Annotated in this window: 15 protein-coding genes; 10 read left to right on the top strand and 5 right to left on the bottom strand. The window is 66.2% G+C overall.

What is annotated here, in order from left to right; translation table 11 throughout:
- Positions 1-151: 151 nt before the first annotated feature.
- The 8 genes from CVS48_RS20695 to CVS48_RS20660 all read left to right on the top strand — a co-directional run bounded on the left by CVS48_RS20695 (position 152) and on the right by CVS48_RS20660 (position 10,161).
- Positions 152-1,771, top strand: coding sequence for a methyl-accepting chemotaxis protein (locus CVS48_RS20695; RefSeq protein WP_100856078.1), 1,620 nt, complete (start codon positions 152-154; stop codon positions 1,769-1,771).
- 8 nt (positions 1,772-1,779) lie between these two features.
- A complete protein-coding gene (locus CVS48_RS20690) occupies positions 1,780-2,352 on the top strand; it encodes a chemotaxis protein CheW (RefSeq protein ID WP_100856077.1) in 573 nt (190 codons plus the stop codon).
- On the top strand, positions 2,349-3,689 hold the full coding sequence (locus tag CVS48_RS20685) for a CheR family methyltransferase (RefSeq protein ID WP_100856076.1): 1,341 nt from the start codon (positions 2,349-2,351) through the stop codon (positions 3,687-3,689). The genes CVS48_RS20690 and CVS48_RS20685 overlap by 4 nt, the downstream gene beginning before the upstream one ends.
- Positions 3,682-4,347: a chemotaxis protein CheW gene (locus tag CVS48_RS20680; RefSeq protein WP_100856075.1), complete on the top strand. Its 666-nt coding sequence runs from the start codon at positions 3,682-3,684 to the stop codon at positions 4,345-4,347. Before CVS48_RS20685 ends, CVS48_RS20680 begins: the two co-directional genes overlap by 8 nt.
- Positions 4,344-6,743 carry a hybrid sensor histidine kinase/response regulator gene (locus CVS48_RS20675; RefSeq protein ID WP_100856074.1) on the top strand — a complete coding sequence of 800 codons (2,400 nt, stop codon included), beginning with the start codon at positions 4,344-4,346 and terminating at the stop codon, positions 6,741-6,743. The genes CVS48_RS20680 and CVS48_RS20675 overlap by 4 nt, the downstream gene beginning before the upstream one ends.
- Positions 6,740-7,750, top strand: coding sequence for a chemotaxis response regulator protein-glutamate methylesterase (gene cheB / locus CVS48_RS20670; protein ID WP_100856073.1), 1,011 nt, complete (start codon positions 6,740-6,742; stop codon positions 7,748-7,750). The genes CVS48_RS20675 and cheB overlap by 4 nt, the downstream gene beginning before the upstream one ends.
- Positions 7,751-7,783: 33 nt before the next feature.
- Positions 7,784-8,809, top strand: coding sequence for a response regulator (locus CVS48_RS20665; protein ID WP_100856072.1), 1,026 nt, complete (start codon positions 7,784-7,786; stop codon positions 8,807-8,809).
- A gap of 68 nt (positions 8,810-8,877) precedes the next feature.
- On the top strand, positions 8,878-10,161 hold the full coding sequence (locus CVS48_RS20660; protein WP_100856071.1) for a cystathionine gamma-synthase family protein: 1,284 nt from the start codon (positions 8,878-8,880) through the stop codon (positions 10,159-10,161).
- A gap of 23 nt (positions 10,162-10,184) precedes the next feature.
- Here the strand turns inward: CVS48_RS20660 and CVS48_RS20655 are convergent, their stop codons facing one another.
- The gene (locus CVS48_RS20655; RefSeq protein WP_100856070.1) at positions 10,185-11,732 is read right to left on the bottom strand and encodes an MFS transporter; all 1,548 of its coding nucleotides are present in this window, start codon (positions 11,730-11,732) and stop codon (positions 10,185-10,187) included.
- A 139-nt stretch (positions 11,733-11,871) separates the two neighbouring features.
- Between CVS48_RS20655 and CVS48_RS20650 the strand changes: the two genes are divergently transcribed.
- Complete coding sequence (locus CVS48_RS20650; protein WP_100856069.1) at positions 11,872-12,768, top strand: LysR family transcriptional regulator; 897 nt, start codon at positions 11,872-11,874, stop codon at positions 12,766-12,768.
- Positions 12,769-12,837: 69 nt separating this feature from the next.
- On the opposite strand, the gene CVS48_RS20645 is transcribed toward CVS48_RS20650, so the two are convergent.
- The 3 genes from CVS48_RS20645 to CVS48_RS20635 form a co-directional block, all read right to left on the bottom strand.
- Complete coding sequence (locus CVS48_RS20645) at positions 12,838-13,524, bottom strand: GntR family transcriptional regulator (RefSeq protein ID WP_100856068.1); 687 nt, start codon at positions 13,522-13,524, stop codon at positions 12,838-12,840.
- A 128-nt stretch (positions 13,525-13,652) separates the two neighbouring features.
- Positions 13,653-15,056, bottom strand: a complete 1,404-nt coding sequence (locus CVS48_RS20640; RefSeq protein ID WP_100856067.1) for a dipeptidase — start codon at positions 15,054-15,056, stop codon at positions 13,653-13,655.
- Between the two features lie 53 nt (positions 15,057-15,109).
- Positions 15,110-16,090 carry a Bug family tripartite tricarboxylate transporter substrate binding protein gene (locus tag CVS48_RS20635; RefSeq protein WP_100856066.1) on the bottom strand — a complete coding sequence of 327 codons (981 nt, stop codon included), beginning with the start codon at positions 16,088-16,090 and terminating at the stop codon, positions 15,110-15,112.
- 160 nt (positions 16,091-16,250) lie between these two features.
- Between CVS48_RS20635 and CVS48_RS20630 the strand changes: the two genes are divergently transcribed.
- Positions 16,251-17,150 carry a LysR family transcriptional regulator gene (locus tag CVS48_RS20630; RefSeq protein WP_100856065.1) on the top strand — a complete coding sequence of 300 codons (900 nt, stop codon included), beginning with the start codon at positions 16,251-16,253 and terminating at the stop codon, positions 17,148-17,150.
- 9 nt (positions 17,151-17,159) lie between these two features.
- On the opposite strand, the gene CVS48_RS20625 is transcribed toward CVS48_RS20630, so the two are convergent.
- Positions 17,160-18,146 carry a tripartite tricarboxylate transporter substrate binding protein gene (locus CVS48_RS20625; RefSeq protein ID WP_100856064.1) on the bottom strand — a complete coding sequence of 329 codons (987 nt, stop codon included), beginning with the start codon at positions 18,144-18,146 and terminating at the stop codon, positions 17,160-17,162.
- Positions 18,147-18,213: the final 67 nt, after the last annotated feature.

Below are 18,213 nucleotides of genomic sequence, written 5' to 3'. Positions count from 1 at the left end.
TTTTTCTGACGGGTATCCCCAAATTTACGGGGATTTCCCTAGTTTTTCATGGCTCGCCGAACCCGCCTTTGCAATAATCACTGCATTTCCCCACATCCGGTAATGGGTGGGTCGGGCGCTGTCGTGTTGAACTCCCCAAAGGTCTACCTGAATGAAGAATCTGACTCTGCGCCAACGCATCCTGGCCAGCTTCATGGTCATCCTGGCCATCATGACGTTGATGGTGGTGGTTGATTACCGACGCCTGCTGCACATTGACGACGAAGTGGTGATGATCAACACGGACGCCGTGCCGGGCATCTACTACAGCACGTCGATACGCGCGTCGTGGTTTGCCGGGTTCGTGGTGGTGCAGGACGCTTTCAACAGCGATTCCGATGCAGAGCGCCGCACCGTGCTGGAGGCGCTGCCCAAGAGCGACCAGCAATTGGAAGAGCACATCGACTTCTACCGCCGCACGATTTCGCGCGAGGACGATCGCGCGATGTTCGCCGATTTCGAGAAGGCCTTGCAGGACTACAAGCGCATTCGTGCCGATATCCTGGGGGGCGCGGTGGCGGGTGACACGGTCGGGGCGAAGAACCGCGTCAAGAACGAATTGCGGCCCGCCTTCTACCAGGGGCGCGACATCCTGGCGAAGATGGTGGTGGAAAACAAGAAGCAGGCCGACGAGGCCGCCGTCAGCATCAAGAAGGCTGTGGATGCCGCCGAATACGGCATGTTGTTGTCGCTGTGCCTGGCAATCGCGGCGGCGATCGTATGCGGCTTTCTGCTGATGCGCGCCATCGGCAACCCCATGCGCGATATCGTCAAGACCCTGGAATCTACCGGCAGCGGCGACCTGACGCGCCGCCTGGAGTTGGCGCGCAAAGACGAATTCAACGCCATTGAAACCGGCTTCAACGGCATGGTGGACGAACTGACCGGGTTGGTCGGCAAGACCCAGCGTTCGGCCGTGCAGGTGGCGACGTCGGTGACCGAGATTGCGGCCACGTCCAAGCAACAACAAGCCACCGCGTCCGAGGTGGCGGCCACCACCACCGAAATCGGCGCCACCTCGCGTGAAATTTCCGCGACATCCCGCGAGCTGGTGCGCACCATGACCGAAGTGTCCAGCGCCGCCGAGCAGACCGCGTCGCTGGCCGGCAGCGGGCAGGTCGGGCTGGCTCGCATGGAAGACACGATGCGCAACGTGGTGGGCGCGGCGGGCTCGGTGAACGCCAAGCTGGCCATCCTGAACGAGAAGGCCGGTAATATCACTCAGGTGGTTACCACAATCACTAAAGTAGCGGATCAGACCAACCTCTTGTCGCTCAACGCCGCCATCGAAGCCGAGAAGGCCGGCGAGTACGGCCGGGGCTTCGTGGTGGTGGCGACCGAGATCCGCCGCCTGGCCGATCAGACCGCCGTGGCCACCTACGACATCGAACAGATGGTGCGCGAGATCCAGTCGTCGGTGTCGGCGGGTGTGATGGGCATGGACAAGTTCTCGGAGGAGGTGCGCCGGGGCATGGCCGACATGCAGCAGGTGGGCGACCAGTTGTCGCAGATCATCCAGCAGGTGCAGACGCTGGCGCCGCGCGTGCAGATGGTCAACGAAGGCATGCAGGCGCAGGCAACGGGCGCCGAGCAGATCAACCAGGCCTTGCAGCAATTGAGCGACGCCGCCCAGCAAACCGTGGAATCCCTGCGCCAGTCCAGCCTGGCGATTGAAGAGCTGACGGTGGTGGCCAACGACCTGCGCAGCGGCGTGTCGCGCTTCAAGATCTGAATCCCGTCATGGCGGAACTTGCTCCATCCATCCAGCCCGGCGCCGCGGGTCCGGCCGCGCGGCGGCTGTATCTGCTGTTTCGCATCGGCGGCGACCGCTATGCGCTGGACGCGGGCGAGGTGATCGAAGTGCTGGGCTTGCGTACGCTGAAACAGGTGCCCGGCGCGCCATCCTGGGTGGCGGGCATGCTGGACAGGCGCGGCACGCCGGTACCGGTGATCGACATGAGCGCGCTGGCGGGGAAGGGCACCGCCGCCCGCGTCACGAGCACTCGCCTGGCGCTGGTGCATTACCGGCCGGCTGCTGCTGCTGACACTGCCGCTGCGGCTGCAACTGCGTCTGACCCCGGCGCGGCTGAGCATGTGCTGGGACTCATCCTGGAACACGCCACCGAGACACTGCATTACGACCCGGCCGCGTTCCAGCCTTCAGGCCTGGACAACCCCAACGCCCGCTACCTGGGCCCCGTACTGAGTGATGCGCACGGCATGGTCCAGGCCGTGCGGGTGAACGACCTGCTGGCGCCTGCCGTGCGCGCCATGCTGTACCCGCCCGACCTCGATGGCGAGGCCCGGCAATGATGCTCGTCGACGAATTCAGCGCCTTGCTCAAGCGCAAGATGGGGCTGGACAGCGGCTCCATCGGCAAGGCCGCGGTCGAGCGCGCCGTGCGCCACCGCATGAACGCGGTGGGCGTGGCGGACGAACACGAGTTTCTGCGCCAACTGCACACGGTTCCGGGCGAAATGCAGCAACTGATCGAAGCCGTGATCGTGCCCGAGACCTGGTTCTTCCGGTATCCGGAATCGCAAATCGCCATGGCCGGCCTGGCGCGTGCACGCTTGTTCGCGGTCGGCGTGCCGGAAAGCCGGGTGCTGCGGATATTAAGCGTGCCGTGCGCCAGCGGCGAAGAACCGTATTCCATTGCCATGGCCTTGCTGGATGCGGGCGTGCCCGCCGCGCGCTTTCAGGTGGACGCCGTGGACATCAGCGAACGCATGGTGCAGTTCGCGCAGCGCGCCATGTATGGCCGCAACGCATTCCGTGGCGACGACCTGGCGTATCGCGACCGCCACTTTGTTGAAACGGCCGACGGCCATCAACTGAATGCGCAGGTCCGCGAGCGGGTCCGCTTTCAACACGGCAACCTGTTCGACGGCAACCTGCTGGCGGGCGTGGCCCCGTATGACTTCGTGTTCTGCCGCAACTTGCTGATCTACTTCGACGGGCCGACCCAGGAACGTGCCGTGCAGGTGCTGCGGCGCTTCACGCGCAATGACGGCGTGATTTTTGTCGGACCGGCGGAAACCAGCCTGTTGACGCAACGCCGACTGCCCGCGCTGCCGTTGGCGCGGGCGTTTGCCTTCCGTGCGCAGGCCTTGCCCGCGCCGCCCGAGCCCGCGACGCGGGCCATGGGCACGGCGGGGGGATTGGGTGCCACCGCAGTCACCCCCATCGTGCATGCCTGGGCGCCGCCCCGGCGGCCCGTGGCGCAGGCGCCGGCCGCGCGCCTGCCCCTGGCGCATGCGTCAATCGCCCCGGCGCCTGGCAATGGCGACCTCAGCGCGGCAAACGACAACACCAGCACGGCCATGGGCAACACCAGCGCCACGGCATCGCTGCGCCAGATCGCGCAGATGGCGGATCGCGGTCGCGTGCAAGACGCCCTGGCGCAATGCCGCGCGCACATAGACCTGCACGGCGTCAGCGCCGATGCGCTGCATCTGCTGGGCTTGCTGCAAGACGCCGCGGGCGACTCGCATCAGGCGCAGGCGGCTTACCGCAAGGCGCTGTACCTGGACCCGACCCACCGCGAAGCGCTGCTGCACCTGGCCGCCTTGATCGCATCGTCAGGTGACATCGAAGGCGCGCGCCGCTTGCAGGCGCGCGCGGCGCGACAGGAGGCCCGACGTGATTGAGTCCCTTGCGCGCCTGTCCGACATTGACGACTGCTGGAACCGCATCGGTATCCGTGGCGACAAAAGCTGCGACCAGTTGCCCACGCATGTGCATTGCCGCAACTGCCCGGTCTATGCGGCGGCCGCTAAACGCATTCTGGACCGTCTGCCGCCACAACTCGATTCGTCGGACAGCGATATTGAGCCGCCACGGCAAGACGTTCGCTTATCTTCGTTGCTGGTGTTTCGCGTGGGCGCGGAATGGCTGTCGCTGCCGACGCGGGCCTTGGACGAGGTGGCCGCCACACGCCAGATCCTGACGCTGCCGCATCGCCGCGACCCGGCGGTGCTGGGCGTGACCAATGTGCGCGGCACCTTGACCGTGTGCGTGTCCTTGGCGCGCCTGTTGGGGCTGGACGCGGCGGGCGATGACACGCGCGAGCGTCCCGGCGCCGCCCGCATGCTGATATTCGGCGGCGCGGGCCGGGCCGTGGTGCTGCCGGTGGACGAGGTTGAAGGCATCCATGCCCTCAACCTGGACCAACTGGAACCGCTGCCGTCAACCGTGGAAGGCGCCAGCCTGAAGTATTCGCGCGGCGTGGCCCAGTGCGGCGGCCGCAGCGTGGGCGTGCTGGATGAAGCCCTGTTGATGCAAGCTTTGGAACGGAGCCTGGCGTGAACCCGGACGAGATGCGCGACGCCTCCTTGCTTGAGCTGTTCCAGCTAGAGACCCGCACCCAGGTGCAGGTACTGAACAACGGCCTGCTGGCGCTGGAACACGACCCGACGTCGGCGGCCCAGCTTGAAGCCTGCATGCGCGCGGCGCATTCGCTCAAGGGCGCCGCCCGCATCGTGGACCTGCACCCCGCCGTGCGGATTGCGCACGCCATGGAAGACTGCCTGGTGGCCGCGCAGGAAGGGCGGCTGCGCTTGCAGGCGGATGATATCGACGCCTTGCTGCTGGGCACCGACCTGCTGCAACGGGTGGCCACGCCTGGCGCGGAACTGGGTGGCGAGATCGATGAGCTGGTGGTGCGCCTGAGCAACGCGCCGGCTGTCCCGCCCGCGCCGACCCGTGCGCCCAGGCCGTCGGATTTTTTGCCGCCGATCCAGCGCTTCGACGATCTGCCGGCCTCGGCCCGTGTCCAGCAACCGGGCCGGACTGCGACAACGACCGCGGCGCCCACTGGGGGCTCGAGTGCACTCCCGACTGCCAGCCCGACCCCGGGCCCGAGCTTGGCAGTGACGCCACCGCCACCGCCACCGCCGACAGTGCCCCCCGCCCAGCCGGCGACACGCCGCAGTTCCGATCAGGGCATTTTCGAAGGCGAGCGCGTGTTGCGCGTCACCGCCGACACGCTGAACAAATTGCTGGGCCTGTCCAGCGAGACGCTGGTGGAGTCGCACTGGGTCGGCCCGTTCGGCGCCTCTATGCTGCGCCTGCGGCGCTTGCAGGCGGGTGCGGCGCAGGCACTGGATGGCGTGCGCGGCGCGCTGGCGGGCCAGCATGTGGACGCGCGCGCGCAGGCGGCGCTGGACGACGCCCAGCGCATCGTTGAGCAATGCCAGCAGGAACTGGCCCAGCGCACCAACGAAGTCGATGAATTCGGCTGGCGCATGAGCCATCTGGCCCAACGCCTGTACGACACCGCGCTGGCTTGCCGCATGCGGCCCTTTGGCGATGGCGTGGGTGGCATGCCGCGCATGGTGCGCGACCTGGGCCGCTCGCTGGGCAAACAGGTACGGCTGGAGATCGAGGGCGACACCACGCAGGTGGACCGCGACATTCTTGAAAAGCTGGACGCGCCGTTGATGCACTTGCTGCGCAACGCGGTGGATCACGGCATTGAAATGCCGATGGACCGCCTGGACGCCGGCAAGCCGCCGGAAGGCCTGATCAAGCTGTCGGCGCGGCACTCGGCCGGCATGCTGGTGGTGGAACTGAGCGACGACGGCGCGGGCATTTCGTTGGACCGGCTGCGCGTGGAAGTCGTGCAGCGTAAGCTCACCACGGCCGACACCGCGGCGCGCCTCAGCGAAGCCGAACTGCTGGAATTCCTGTTCTTGTCCGGCTTCAGCACGCGCGGCGAAGTGACCGAGATATCGGGGCGCGGCGTGGGCCTGGACGTGGTGCAGACGATGGTGCGCCAGTTGCGCGGCGCGGTGCGCATTCATCAGACCAGCGGGCAGGGCACGCGCTTCATGCTGGAAATGCCCTTGTCGCTGTCGGTGGTGCGCAGCCTGCTGGTCGAGGTACAGGGCGCCATTTATGCGTTTCCGCTGGCCTACGTCAGCCATGCCTTGCAGGTGCGCAGGGAAGACATCGAACAGTTGGAAGGCCATCAACACTTCCGGTTCATGGACCGGCAGGTGGGTTTGGTGTCTGCGCGGCAGATCCTGCGGGGCGGCGAGCCCGCGCCCGCGGCGGAATCCGTAGCGGTCGTGGTGGTGGGCGATCACGACAAGCGCTACGGCATTGCGGTCGACCGCTACGTGGGCGAGCGTACGCTGGTGGTGCAGCCGCTGGACCCCCGGCTGGGCAAGGTGCAGGACGTGATGGCGGGCGCCTTGATGGACGACGGCACACCGCTGTTGATTCTGGACGTGGAAGACATGCTGCTGTCGGTGCAAAAGCTGATCGAAGCCGGCCGCCTGACGCGAGTGGACGGCGCGGGCCAGGTCGCGCAGACGCGCCGCCGCAAGCGCGTGCTGGTGGTGGACGATTCCCTGACCGTGCGCGAACTGGAACGCAAGCTGCTGGTGAACCGGGGCTTTGACGTGGCCGTGGCGGTCGACGGCATGGATGGCTGGAACATGCTGCGCAGCGAAGATTTTGATTTGGTCGTGACCGATGTGGACATGCCGCGCATGGACGGCATCGAACTGGTGTCGCGCATCAAGGCCGACGCCAGGCTGCAAGGCGTGCCGGTGATGGTGGTGTCGTACAAAGACCGCGAAGAAGACCGGCGGCGCGGGCTGGATGCCGGCGCTGACTACTATCTGGCCAAGGGAAGTTTCCATGACGACGCGTTGCTGGACGCCGTCGAAGACCTGATCGGGAAGGCACTGACGTGAGAATCGGCATCGTCAACGATCTGCAAATAGCGGTTGAAACCCTGCGGCGCGCCATCGCGCTGGAACCGGGGCTGGAAGTGGCGTGGGTGGCGTCCAACGGCGAAGAGGCCGTGGCGCAGTGCGCGCGCGACCGGCCCGACGTGGTGCTGATGGACCTGATCATGCCCGTGATGGACGGGGTGGAGGCCACGCGGCGCATCATGGCCGAGTCGCCGTGCGCCATTGTGGTGGTCACCGTGGACGTGGCCCGCCACACCGCGCGCGTGTTCGACGCCATGGGCCACGGCGCGCTGGACGCGGTGGATACGCCCGTGGTCGGCGGGGGCGACCTGCGCAGCGCCGCTGCGCCTTTGCTGCGCAAGATCCGCAACATCGGCTGGTTGATCGGCCGCTACGGCAGCCGGCCCAACTTGACCCCGGTGCCCCACGCGGCCGCGCGCGCGGATGCGCAACGGCTGCTGGTCATCGGCGCGTCGGCGGGTGGGCCGGCCACGCTGGCCCAACTGCTGCGCGATCTGCCGCTGAGTTTCCCCGCCGGCATCGTGCTGGTGCAGCATGTGGATGCGTCGTTTGCGGCGGGCATGGCCGACTGGTTGAACGACCAGGTGCTGTTGCCCGTGCGGCTGGTGCGCGAAGGTGAACGGCCCTTGCCGGGCCAGATCCTGCTGGCGGGCACCGACGACCATCTGCACCTGCTGGCCGACGGCACCCTGCGCTACACCCCGGACCCCAAGGAAAGCCTGTACCGGCCGTCCATCGACGTGTTTTTTCATAGCGTGGCGCAGCACTGGCGCGGCACCGCCGTGGGCGTTCTGCTCACCGGCATGGGCCAGGACGGCGCGCGCGGCCTGAAGGCCATGCGTGAACGCGGCTGCCTGACCATTGCGCAAGACCAGGCCACCAGTGCCGTGTACGGCATGCCCAAGGCGGCGGCCGCCTTGCAGGCGGCGGTGGAAATCAAACCGTTGGACCAGATCGCGCCGCGCGTGATCCAGGCCTTGGCCTGAGCGCCCAACATTGCCAGACATCAAGGAATAGCGATGCACCCTCCCATAGACAGCGCAGGCTCGGCGGATTTGAGCGCGCACGCGGCCATGGTGCTGCTGGTTGACGATCAGGTCATGGTGGCCGAAGCGATCCGGCGGGCGCTGGTCGTCGAGGGCAATATCGATTTCCACTATTGCTCGGACCCCTACAAGGCGCTGACGGTGGCTATTCAGACGCGGCCCACGGTCATCCTGCAAGACCTGGTGTTGCCGGGCGTGGACGGCTTGAGCCTGGTGAAGGAATACCGCAACCACCCGGTCACGCGCGACATTCCCATCATCGTGCTGTCCACCAAGGAAGACGCCGCCATCAAGAGCGCGGCGTTTTCCTCGGGCGCCAACGATTATCTGGTGAAGCTGCCCGATTCCATCGAACTGGTGGCGCGCATCCGCTACCACTCGCGCTCGTACCTGGCGCTGGTGCAGCGCGACGAGGCCTACCAGGCGCTGCGCCAAAGCCAGCAGCAACTGCTGGAAAGCAATATGGAATTGCGCCGGCTGACCAATTCCGACGGCTTGACGGGCCTGGGCAACCGCCGCTATTTCGACGAATACCTCAACGCCGAATGGCTGCGCGCCCGCCGCGATGGCCGCGAGATCAGCATGTTGATGATCGATGTGGACCACTTCAAGGCCTACAACGATACCTATGGGCACATAGCAGGCGACGAAGCGCTCAAGCGCGTGGCCAACACCATCTTCGCCAGTTGCGACCGCTCCACCGACCTGGCGGCCCGCTTTGGCGGGGAAGAGTTTGCACTGGTGCTGCCCGGCACGCCCGGTGGCAGCGCGCGGCTGGCAGCCGAAAAACTGCGCCGCGCGGTCGAGGCCATGCAGATTCCGCAAAAGGATACGGGGTCAGGGCCCTGGCTGACGGTCAGCATCGGCACGGCCACGGCCATTCCCACGAATGACCAGCCCTGCACCGACCTGATCCTCACGGCGGACCGCGGTCTCTACCAGGCCAAGCGCAACGGCCGCAATCGCGTCGTGCCCGGCCAGATGCAAGCGGACGAATAGGCGTTATCGTCGCAACATGCGACACGCGCCTGCCCGGTCGGCTGGAATCCCAGAGTAAGAGGCACACCATGACGTATTCGACTTATCACAAGAAGGATATTTTTGGACGCCCGCTACATGCGGAAACGCAGATGATGTCCTATGGCTATGACCCCTTTCTGTCCGAAGGCGCGGTCAAGCCGCCCGTCTTTCTGACGTCCACCTTCGCGTTCCGGTCCGCCGAGGACGGCGCGGCCTTCTTTGATGTGGTCTCGGGCCGCAAGCCCTTGCCACAGGGCGAATCGGCCGGGCTGGTCTACAGCCGCTTCAATCATCCCAACCTGGAAATCGTGGAAGACCGGCTGGCCTTGCTGGATGGGTCCGAGGCGGCGGCGGTCACGGCCAGCGGCATGGCCGCCATCAGCGCCGTGCTGATGGCGTTCTTGCGCCCCGGCGACCAGTTGGTGCAATCGCTGCCCTTGTACGGTGGCACCGAGACGCTGATCGCCAAGGTGTTTCCGGAATGGGGCATCGGCTCGCATGCCATCCGCGACGGCCTGTCGCCCAAGGCCATGCGCGCGGCGCTGGAGGAAGCGGCGACCAAGGGGCCCGTGCGCGTGCTCTACGTGGAAACGCCGGCCAACCCCACCAACGCGCTGATCGACTTCGAAGGCATGAAGAACGAGCTGGATGCCTTTGAAACGCGCCACGGCTATCGCCCGGTGTCGGTGTGCGACAACACGCTGCTGGGGCCCATTTTTCAAAAGCCGGCCGACCATGGCGTGGACCTGTGCGTGTATTCGCTGACGAAATACGTGGGCGGCCACAGCGACCTGGTGGCGGGCGCCGTCACGGGCAGCAAGGACCTGATCAAGAAGGTGCGCGCCATCCGCAGCGCGTTCGGCTCGCAACTGGACCCGCATTCGTGCTGGATGATCACGCGCTCGATGGAAACGGTGGTGCTGCGCATGAAGCAGGCGGCGCGCACGGCCACCAAGGTGGCGCAATGGCTGGCCGGCAATCCTTACGAGAAGGTCGCCATCTTTCATCCGGAAATGATCTCTGACCGCGCCTACCAAGAGGTCTACAAGCGCCAGTGCACCGGCCCCGGCTCAACCTTCGCCTTCGTGCTTGATGGGGGCCGCGAGCGGGCGTTCCGCTTTATCAATGCGCTGCATCTGTTCAAGTCGGCGGTCAGCCTGGGCGGCACGGAATCGCTGGTGTGCCACCCGGCGTCCACGACGCATTCCGGCGTACCGGCCGAGGAACGCGAGGCGGCGGGCGTGTCGGAAGGGCTGATCCGGCTTTCGATCGGGCTGGAGCACGAAGAAGACCTGATCGCCGACATGGACCACGCCTTTCGGATTCGCTGACAGTCGCGGGCGGGGACCTGCGCTCAGCCCGGGGCCGGCTGCCGGCGCGTGCGGTTCAGCAGCACGAACGCGGCGGTGGCCAGCAGCATGACGGTGGCGGTGGCGATCACGGCGGCATAGCCGGTGTCGAACGCGGTCTTGGCCAAGTGCGTCAAGGTGGCCGCGAGGTCTGTCGGCAGGCCTTCCGCCACGATCAGCGCCTCGTCCAGGCTGTCACGCAAGCTGTCACCCAGCGCGGGCGCCGCCGCCAGGGCAGGGGGCACGTCCAGCGTGTTGGCATAAACGCCCGACAGGATGGACCCCATCAAGGTCACGCCCAGCGCGCCGCCCAATTCGTAGGACACCTCTTCAATCGACGCCGCCATGCCGGCGCGTTCCGGCGTGGCGCTTTGCATGATGGAGCTGGACGCCGCCGTCATGGTCGCGCCGATGCCCAGGCCGAGCACGCTCAGGCTGACCATTTGCGGCAGGATGGCGCCGTCATAGCACAGCAGGTAAGCGCCCATGCCCGCGGCCGACACGGCCAGGGCCAGGAACATCAGGCGCGGCCCACGCATATAGGCCAAGAGCCAGCCCGCCAGCGGCCCCGCCACGAAGGCGGCAAGCGGCAGCGGCAGGATGAAGAGCGCTGCCTGGATCGGCGACATGCCCAGCACCAATTGCAGGCGCTGGCTGAAGACCAGTTCCAGCCCCAGCAGCGCGGCGCCCGCGAACAGCGCGGCGGCTACGCCCGAACTGAAGGTGGCGTTGCGGAAGATGGCGAAGTCGATCAGCGGATACGGGCGGCGACGCTGGCGGCGCACGAACAAGGCCAAGATGGTGACCCCGGCCGTGCAAGCCAGTGCGGCATGCAGCCACGAGGTGGTGGCGCGGCCCAGTTCTTTCAATGCATAGGCGCACAGGATCAAACCCGCCATGACTTGCAGGGAGCCCAACAGGTCCCAGGGGCGGGCGGCGGCGGGGCGGGCGGCGGCGGGGCGGCTGGCGGGGATGCAATGCCAGGCCAGCGGCAGCGCAAGCAGCACGATGGGCACGTTGATCAGGAACACCGAGCCCCACCAGAAATGCTCCAGCAGCACGCCGCCCACCACCGGCCCCAGCGCCGCGCCGCCGGACGCCACCGACGCCCAGATGCCGATGGCCACGGCACGCTCGCGTTCCTGGGCGAACGTCAGGCGGATGATGGACAGGGTGGCCGGCATCATCATGGCCGCGCCCACCGCCAGCAGCACACGGGCCGCGATCAAGGACGCCGCACCCGGCGAATAGGCGGCGGCCAGCGAGGCCACGCCGAAGACGACCAGCCCCATCATGAACAGGCGTTTGTGGCCCAGCCGGTCGCCCAGCGTGCCCATGCCCAGCAACAGGCCCGATACGACCAAGCCGTACACGTTCACGATCCACAATTTTTCAGATGCGGTAACGCCCAGCTCGTGCGTGAGCCGGGGCAGGGCGGTGTACAGCACCGTCATGTCCACCACGATCAACAACAAGGCGATGGACACAATGCCCAGCACCAGCCAACGGCGCGGGTCGGCCGTGGCGACAGCGTTCGAATGAGTCCGCTGCATAGTTCTACTCCTGTTTGAATCCACACCCGGCCGCGCAAGCTGTGCGGCGCTTCGAGTGCAAGGCCGGCATTATCAATCTATTTATTTGCCGTAAAAAGTTTGATTCCATCTATAAAATAGATGAATTAAGGAGGCCGTCATGCAATGGACCTTGGATCAACTTCGGCATTTCGTTGCGGCTGCGGATGCCGGTTCGTTTTCTGCCGCGGCACGCGCGCTGGGCCGTGCGCAGTCCGCTGTCAGCACGTCCGTGGGCTTGCTGGAAGCCGACCTGGGTGTGGAATTGTTCGACCGTTCCCGGCGCAACGCCACGCTGACGCCCGCCGGCGAAGTGATGCTGCAAGAGGCGCGTGAACTGCTGCGCCAGGCCGGCGGGCTGGACCAGCGGGCGCTGTCTTTCGCGGCGGGGCAGGACGCGCGGCTGTCGATCGCGCTAGACGAGGCGCTGCCGTATCAGGTGCTCGGCGCCTTGATGGTGGAAGTGGCCGATCGCTTTCCCGCCCTGGAACTGACGCAGTTGAACGGCACCGCGACCGAGGTGGCCGACTACGTGCAGCAGGGTCGCGCCAGCATCGCGTTCCACTTTGACCGGGGCGACCCCGGCAGCGCCTTCGCGCACCGTTACCTGGGCAACGTGGCGCAGGCGGTGTTCGTGGCGTCGGGGCATCCGTTGGCGGCCCTGGCCGACGTCACGCGCAGCGACCTGGCGCGCTACCGGCAACTGGTCATGCAGATGGAAGGCGTGGAAGAGGTGGTGCTGAGCCCCACGGTGTGGCGCACGGACAGCTTCTACAGCATTGCCGGCATGGCGGCGGACGAACTGGGCTGGGCGATCCTGCCGCTGAACATCGCCGAATACGAGAGTTTTCGCCGAACGCTGACGCGGGTGCCGTGCACGGGTCTGTCCTTGCCCATGTTGTCGGTGCGCACGTTGTGGCTGCAAGGCGCGTCGTTAAGCGCGACCGAGCTGTGGTTGCAGCAGCGCATGGAGCAAATGCTGGGGGGGACGAAGGGGGGTGAGGCGAATGCGGGCTAAGACGAACGCGGGCTAAGACGAACGCGGGCCGGGGCGCTTGGCCACTGCCGGGTCGTTGGCTCAGCCAGCTCAGCTAAGCAGCGCCGTGACCAAGTCCCCGCCGCCCGCGCTATCGTCGGTGAAATTCAGCGCGGTCTGCACGTGTTCCAGGTGTTCGTCCATCAGCGCGCAGGCGCGTTCGGTGTCCCCCGCGCGCGCGGCCTCGATGAACGCGTGGTGCTCTTGCGACGAGCAACTGGCGTCATGCGAGCTTTGGTACAGCACGGTGATCACGGCGCTGCGCGCGGACAGTTCGCGCAGCATGCCCGTCAGCACCGAATTGCCTACGGCTTCGGCCAGCAGAATGTGGAAGTGTCCCAGCAGATGGTTGCGCTTTTGCACGTCGCCGGCTTCCAGCGCCAGCCGTTCCTCGGCCAGGTGGGCGTCAATACGGCGGTAGTCGGCGGCGGTGGCGCGCGCCACGAACTCCTTGGCCAGCGCGGCTTCCAGGATGCGGCGCACGGCGTAGACTTCGCGCGCCTCGTTGGCGTCCGGCTTGCTGACAAACGCGCCCTTGTCGGGAACGATGTTGATCAGCTTGTCCTTGGACAGCATCAGCAACGCCGCGCGGATCTTGGTGCGGCTGACCTTGTAGACCCGCGCCAGCGCCTCTTCGCGCAGCCGGGTGCCGGGGGGAAGCTTGTGCGCCACGATGGCGGCGGCCACTTCCTTGGCAATATCGTCGGCGCTGGGGTCTAGCGGAACTTCCTGAGTCATGGGGCGCGGCTGCGGCGGCCGGAGGGGAAAACAATCGGGCAGCCAGTCTATCAAAAAGCCGGACAGGAAAGGCAGACATTTTTTGCATACAAAAATGCCATGCAAGTCCGGGCAGCGCTCTCGGGCGGTCAGCGCGCGTGGAACGCGGCCGGCTCGAAGCGACCCAATTCGTCCAGTATCCGTGTCCAGGCCGCAACCCCTTGGCGGATCGACGACAGCCGGAAGAACTCATTGGGCGCGTGCACATCTTCGTCGGGCAGGTTGAAGCCGAACATCAAGGTATCGATGCCAAGCGTCTCTTTGAAGACGGACGTGATGGGAACGCTGGCGCCCAGCCGCACATGTATCGGTGTCGGGCCCGCGGGCGTTTGCAAGACGGCTTGCGCCGCCATGACCAGGGGGTGTTCGGCCGCCAGCGTCGCCGCGGGCGACCCCGCGTTCATTGCCACGACGTCCAGTCCGCAGCCGGGCGGACAGTGGGCTTGCAGATGCGCGAGCACGGCCTGGATGACCTGCGCGGGATCCTGGCCTTCCACGATGCGCACCGTCAGCTTGGCCTGGGCTTCGCAGGGGATGATGGTCTTCGTGCCCGCGCCGCTGTAGCCGCCCCACATGCCGTTCACGTCCAGCGCCGGGCGCAGGGTGATCCGTTCGCGGGGCGTGTAGCCCGGCTCACCGTGCGACACGCCGCCCACCTCCGTGAAGAAGGCGGCTTCGTCGTAGGGGAAAGCGGCGGTGTCCTGGCGCTGACGCGGTGTCGGCGCCTCGGCGCCGGTATGGAAACCGGCTACGGTGACAGCGCCGTCTTCGCCGTGCAGGGTTGCCAGCAGGGCCGCCATCTCGTGCAGGGCATTCCTGACGCCGCCGCCATATCGCCCAGAGTGCAGGTCTTTGGACGCGGTGCGTAGCTTGACCTCCAAAGCGGCATGGCCGCGCGCCCCGGTGTTGATCGTGGGTGTGGTGGCGCTGGCGCGGCCTCCATCGGCCGACAGCACGGCGTCCGCGGACAGCAGGTCGCGGTAGCGTTCGATCAGCGGGCGCAAGGTCGGGCTGCCCGTTTCCTCTTCGCCTTCAATTAACACCTTGATGTTGACCGGGCAGGCGCGCAGCGTGGCCAGGTAGGCAAACACGACTTCAAGCGCGACGGTGGTCGATCCCTTGACGTCGGACGCGCCGCGCGCATAAAGGCGGTCGCCGACTTGCGTAGGCTCGAAGGGCGGGGTGCGCCACAGTTCGACGGGGTCGGCGGGCTGGACGTCGTAATGGCCATAGATCAGCAGCGTCGGTCGGCCTGGCGCGCCCATCCATTCGCCATACACGGCAGGTTCGCCTCCCCCGTCCAGCAGTTGTACCTGCTGCAAGCCCTCGGCCCGCAGCCGTTCGCACAGGAAGCGCCGGGCATCGTCCATGGAACCGGCGTAGGCGGGATCGGCGCTGACACTGGGAATGCGCAGGAAGGTATTTAGCCACGCTTCGATCTGCGGCTGGCGGGATGCCAGATGGTCCAGCACGGGTTCAAGGGAATGGGTCATGGGATAGTCCGGAAGAAAGGGAAGGCAGCGCGGGCGAGCGGCAAGTGGGCCAGTCAGTCGCCATGAAAGCCGCTGCGTTGCACCAGGTCGGCCAGGCCGGCCGTCTGTTCGGCGTAGAAGGCGTCGCTTGCCGCCAGCGTCTGAGGAGCGAACAGGATCTTGCCTTGCGCCTCCAGCGTCTTGCGAGTGGCAGGATCGCGCAACGCGGCCTCGACGGCGGCGTGCAGCTTCTGGACCACGGCGGCCGGCGTGCCTTTCTTCACCAGATAGGCGGTCCAGATGGTGTAGTTGAAGTCCTTCAGCGTGGCGCTTTCCTGCACGCTGGGCACGTCGGGCAATGCGGGCAGGCGTTCCCGGTTCAAGGTGCCGATGATGTTCAGCCGGCCCTCCCGGCGCAGGTCTTCGTAGTTCGCCTGGTACGGCATGATGGCGAAATCGATCTGGCCGCCGGCCATGTCGGTAATCAACGGCGCGCCGCCGCGATACGGAATGTGCGTCAGCGTGACGCCGGTGCGGGCCGCCAGCGCGGCGGTGATCAGGTGGATCATCGACCCCGCGCCGCCCGACCCGTAGGTCAAGGGCACGCTGCTGCGGCGTGCCAAGGCGACCAGCTCGTCGACATTGGCCGCGCCCAGGCCCGCGCGCGTCACCACCACGTAGGGCGAGGTGGCCACGGGCGCCACGAACTGGAAGTCGTCCGGCTTGTAGGTGACGGATTTGTTGGTCAGCCCCGCCAGGATCAATTCGTTGGGCGAGCCCTGGAACACGGTGTAGCCGTCGGCCTTGGCATTCAGCACGCGGTTGGCGCCCAGCGCGCCATTGGCGCCGCCCAGGTTTTCCACCACCACCTGCATGCCCAGCGCCTGCGACATCGGCCCCTGCACGGCGCGGGCAGTGATGTCGCTGGCAGCGCCCGCCGGGTAGGGCACCAGTAGCGAGACGGGCCTGGCGGGATAGTCCTGCGCCTGCGCGTGGGCGCCGAGGCCCATTCCGGTCAACAACACGGCCGTGGCGATCATCAGATTCTTTTTCATGGCATTCCCTTTGTGATGGATCCAAGTGCTGGATGGAATGCTAGAAGCCGGTGTTTCATCTGTCCAATCGATTGATTGGCTGATTACAATGCGTTTTGTGCATGGTTGGAGACAGGGCCGCCATGCCATCCATTCACCTAGAACCCAGGGGGCCGCGAACATGAACCTTGCTCAGCTTGCTCATCTGGTGGCGCTTCTGGAGACGGGTTCGTTCACGCGGGCGGCCGAGGCGCTGCACCTGTCGCAGCCCGCATTCAGCCGCAGCATCCAACTGCTGGAAGGGGAGCTCGGTCCGCTCGTGGACCGCATCGGCAAGCGCAACGAGCCGACGCCGCTGGGCCGCTTGGTCGGGCAGCGAGCGCGGCGCGTACTGGCCGAGGTAGAGGAAATCCGCCGGGAAGCAGAAATGCTGGCGCAAGGCGAAACCGGCGCCATCCGACTGGGATTGGGGGCGGCGCCCAGCGCCTTGTTGAGCGTGCCGTTGATGCAGCATCTGCTGGCTCAGTACCCGAAACTGCGCGTCAAGCTGTCGCGCGGGCCAAGCGATTCGCTGCTGGTCAGCTTGCGCGAACGGGTGCTGGATGCGCTGATCGTGCACATCCGCACACTCGACAACGAAGAAGACCTGGATGTCGCGCCGATGCCCGCGCTGGCGTCAGGTTTTGTCTGCCGGCCGGGCCATGCGCTGGCGGGCATGCGGGCCGTGGCGTTGACGGATGTCTTGCGCTATCCCGTCGTTTCGACAGGGTTAAGCCCCGAAACCCGGCGGCGGCTGGCGGGCGCCGCCGGGTCGGGCGGTTTTGAACTGCACATGGAATGCGAGGACATTTCCTTTCTGTTCGACATCGTCGAACAGTCGGACGCGGTATTTCTTGGGGTGCTGGCGTCGGCGCATCCGCTCGTGGAATCGGGGCGGCTGATTGCCTTGCCGCCGCCGCCTGATTTCGAGATCCAGGCGCACTTCGCGTTTGTGACTTTGCGTGGCCGCAGCATCAGCCCGGCCACGCGCATCACGCGGGAACGCTGCTTCCAGGTCATCCAGGAGGCAGCGGGCGCCTGAGCCCACGGATCAATCCTTCGCCATCAACCCCAGATATTCGATCAGGTCCTTTTCCTTCACATACGTCGCCTGGGCCCAGGCCTTGTAATCCGCGCTGTTGCGGTACGCGGGTTCCTGGTTCAGTTGCTTCATGACGTCCATGCTGGCCTTGTCGAACAGCGCTTTCTTGAAGGCGTCATGCAGCGTTTTCACGACGGCCGGGTCCATGCCCTTGGGGCCGGCCAGACCGTACGGCGAGGTCGACACGACTTTGTAGCCGAGCTCCTGCGCGGTGGGCACGTCGGGCCAGCGCGTGGTGCGCTTTTCGCCGAAGGTGACCAAGAGCCGCATCTTGCCGGAGTCCACGAACTGGTCCCAGCCGGTGGCGTCGCTTTGCGCCATGACGTGGCCGCCCAGCAGCGCCTGCTGCATGTCGGCGTTGCCCTTGAACGGCACGTGGTTCAGCTTGACCTTGGCGTTGATGGCGATTTCTTCAATCAGCAGGTGCGGCGAAGAGCCCACGCCCGTGGAGCCGTAGTCGATGGTGCCCGGCGCCTTGCGCGCGGCCTCGATGTATTCGTTGAAGGTCTTGTACGGCGAATCCGAGCGCACGGTGAAGCCGAAGGTGTAGCCCGACAGCCCGATGATGAAGCTGAAGTCGTTGATGGGATCCCAGCTGCTTTTCTGCATGTATGGCATGCGCAGCATGGCCAGCGTGTACAGGCTGATCGTGTAGCCGTCCGGCTTGGCGGTGCGCGCCATGGTGGCCGTGCCCAGGGTGCCGCCCGCGCCGGGCCGGTTTTCCACGATGACCTGCTGACCCAGGTATTTGGAGGCGTCCTGCGCCACGATGCGCAGGTGGCGGTCGGTGGAGCCGCCGGCCGGGAAGGGCACGATCAGCGTGATGGGCTTGGTGGGAAAGTCGGTTTGCGCGCTGGCGGCCAGCGGCAAGGCGGCGCTGGTGGTGGCAAGCAACAAGGCGGCCAGGCAGGCGCGGCGCATGGGCATCTTCAGCATGGGTTGTCTCCAGTGGTGTGTTGTGGTTTGTTGTGGTGTGTGGTGTGTGGTGATGAGTTGTGTTGGT

The organism is Achromobacter spanius, from assembly GCF_002812705.1.
In the GTDB taxonomy this organism is placed as follows: domain Bacteria; phylum Pseudomonadota; class Gammaproteobacteria; order Burkholderiales; family Burkholderiaceae_B; genus Achromobacter; species Achromobacter spanius.
This window is presented reverse-complemented; position numbering and strand designations above follow the sequence as displayed.

Excerpts from the sequence above, each read along its gene's own strand:
- CVS48_RS20635 (WP_100856066.1), bottom strand. The coding sequence starts at position 16,090 with ATGAAAAAGAATCTGATGATCGCCACGGCCGTGTTGTTGACCGGAATG.
- CVS48_RS20630 (WP_100856065.1), top strand. The coding sequence starts at position 16,251 with ATGAACCTTGCTCAGCTTGCTCATCTGGTGGCGCTTCTGGAGACGGGT.
- CVS48_RS20640 (WP_100856067.1), bottom strand. The coding sequence starts at position 15,056 with ATGACCCATTCCCTTGAACCCGTGCTGGACCATCTGGCATCCCGCCAG.
- CVS48_RS20650 (WP_100856069.1), top strand. The coding sequence starts at position 11,872 with ATGCAATGGACCTTGGATCAACTTCGGCATTTCGTTGCGGCTGCGGAT.
- CVS48_RS20645 (WP_100856068.1), bottom strand. The coding sequence starts at position 13,524 with ATGACTCAGGAAGTTCCGCTAGACCCCAGCGCCGACGATATTGCCAAG.
- CVS48_RS20695 (WP_100856078.1), top strand. The coding sequence starts at position 152 with ATGAAGAATCTGACTCTGCGCCAACGCATCCTGGCCAGCTTCATGGTC.
- CVS48_RS20665 (WP_100856072.1), top strand. The coding sequence starts at position 7,784 with ATGCACCCTCCCATAGACAGCGCAGGCTCGGCGGATTTGAGCGCGCAC.
- CVS48_RS20685 (WP_100856076.1), top strand. The coding sequence starts at position 2,349 with ATGATGCTCGTCGACGAATTCAGCGCCTTGCTCAAGCGCAAGATGGGG.
- CVS48_RS20655 (WP_100856070.1), bottom strand. The coding sequence starts at position 11,732 with ATGCAGCGGACTCATTCGAACGCTGTCGCCACGGCCGACCCGCGCCGT.
- CVS48_RS20625 (WP_100856064.1), bottom strand. The coding sequence starts at position 18,146 with ATGCTGAAGATGCCCATGCGCCGCGCCTGCCTGGCCGCCTTGTTGCTT.
- CVS48_RS20690 (WP_100856077.1), top strand. The coding sequence starts at position 1,780 with ATGGCGGAACTTGCTCCATCCATCCAGCCCGGCGCCGCGGGTCCGGCC.
- CVS48_RS20660 (WP_100856071.1), top strand. The coding sequence starts at position 8,878 with ATGACGTATTCGACTTATCACAAGAAGGATATTTTTGGACGCCCGCTA.